The organism is Bacillus pfraonensis (genome assembly GCF_050768835.1).
Lineage (GTDB): Bacteria > Bacillota > Bacilli > Bacillales > Bacillaceae_G > Bacillus_A > Bacillus_A pfraonensis.
The window spans coordinates 1-1,753 of record NZ_JAHCDO010000086.1 but is presented as its reverse complement, the minus strand read 5'-3'; the positions used below and the strand labels follow the sequence as shown (position 1 = coordinate 1,753).

Sequence of the window (1,753 nt, the reverse complement as noted above, 5' to 3'; positions counted from 1 at the left end):
GCTAGTAAGATCCCTGAAAGATGATCAGGTTGATAGGTTCGAGGTGGAAGCATGGTGACATGTGGAGCTGACGAATACTAATAGATCGAGGACTTAACCATATAATATGAAGCAAATGTTATCTAGTTTTGAAGGAATATACCTTCAATAGTTTGGTGATGATGGCAGAGAGGTCACACCCGTTCCCATACCGAACACGGAAGTTAAGCTCTCTAGCGCCGATGGTAGTTGGGGCCTTGCCCCTGTGAGAGTAGGACGTCGCCAAGCAAAAACCTAAGTCTTTTCGACTTAGGTTTTTTTGTGGTTCATAACATAATACATATTTCCGTATGCGAATAATTTCTCTTCTATAGGGTTTATCTGATACTGCAAGCCTAGCTCTCTGAAGCATAAATTTTTAAATTATTAAATGCTCATGCTACAATGATTGAAACCTAAATTTTAAAGAGGTGTTAGCATGAAAATTGAAGTTTGGTCTGATTTTGTATGTCCGTTTTGTTATATTGGGAAGCGTAGGTTAGAAAAGGCTTTAGACCAATTTCCGTATAAAAATGATGTCGATGTTGAGTTTAAAAGTTTTGAATTAGACCCCAATACTCCAATCTATTCTGGAATAAGTGTTCACGAAGCCATTGCATCAAAGTATGGGATTAGTATTGAAGAAGCTAAGCAAAATAGTGTGCAAATAGGCCACCAGGCAGCTAGTGTAGGTTTAACTTTTAATTTTGAAGAGATGAAACCAACAAACACTTTTGATGCTCACCGTTTGGCGAAGTTTGCAAAGAATCATGAAAAAGAAAAGGATATCATAGAAAATCTGCTTTTTTCATATTTTACCGAATCTAAAAACTTAAGTGATGTGGAAACACTTGCTGATATTGCTGAAGCTTCAGGTTTAGATAGGCAAGAAGCTTTAAACGTTTTAAATAATAAAGATGCTTATGCAAATGATGTTCGAATTGATGAAGGGATTGCCCAACAATATAGGATCACTGGAGTACCTTATTTTATTATTAATCAAAAATATGCTATTTCAGGTGCGCAACCACTTGAAACGTTTGTTGGTGCACTTCAAAAGGTGTGGGAAGAAGAGAATCCTAAGTCTCAGTTCCAAGATCTTTCATCGAATAGTACAAACGGTGCCTTTTGCACAGATGGTAGTTGTTCGGTACCCTCAAAAGAACAATAGCTTTCTTCATTTGTTATGCAGCATATGGTGTATTTGGAGAATAAGTTTTGCATGTTGTATGCAGAAGTATTAATCATTTCTTGATTTAATTTTCACCCCCCAGAAACGGATGAAGTTTCTGGGGGGTGTGCATTTAGTTGATTTTGAGAAAGTAACATGTCTGTTTGAGTAGAAAAAGATTTTCTTCTAGTAAATCAGTATGTTGTGAGCAATATAAAATGTTGGCTAATGGTTTTTTTCTCATATTATAGTAATGAAACAGCACAAATTATATTTTCATGAAAAACTTTTAAAAACCCATTGACTATTATCATACAGAGGTGTATTATTATACGAGTCGCTGATAGCAACAAGCAAAACGCGACAAACGAAATAAAAAACTTAGTTGACATTGAAAGATGAAAATGTTAACATAAGGGAGTCGCAAATGAGCGACAAACGAGTTCTTTGAAAACTGAACGAAACAAACAACGTGAAACGTCAATTTTTATTTTAGATGCTAGACAAACTTTATTGGAGAGTTTGATCCTGGCTCAGGATGAACGCTGGCGGCGTGCCTAATAC

The 1,753-nt window shown here is 36.1% G+C and carries 1 protein-coding gene and 2 rRNA genes; all 3 read left to right on the top strand.

What is annotated here, in order from left to right; all coding sequences use genetic code 11:
• Nucleotides 1-101: ribosomal RNA gene (locus KFD70_RS29045) — 23S ribosomal RNA — on the top strand; the annotation flags it as partial.
• A gap of 50 nt (nucleotides 102-151) precedes the next feature.
• Nucleotides 152-267: ribosomal RNA gene (gene rrf, locus KFD70_RS29040) — 5S ribosomal RNA — on the top strand.
• A gap of 190 nt (nucleotides 268-457) precedes the next feature.
• On the top strand, nucleotides 458-1,189 hold the full coding sequence (locus KFD70_RS29035; protein ID WP_336454661.1) for a DsbA family oxidoreductase: 732 nt from the start codon (nucleotides 458-460) through the stop codon (nucleotides 1,187-1,189).
• Nucleotides 1,190-1,753 lie beyond the last annotated feature (564 nt).

Bases quoted from the DNA above. Each gene is read 5' to 3' on its own strand.
- KFD70_RS29035 (WP_336454661.1), top strand. From the start codon at position 458: ATGAAAATTGAAGTTTGGTCTGATTTTGTATGTCCGTTTTGTTATATT.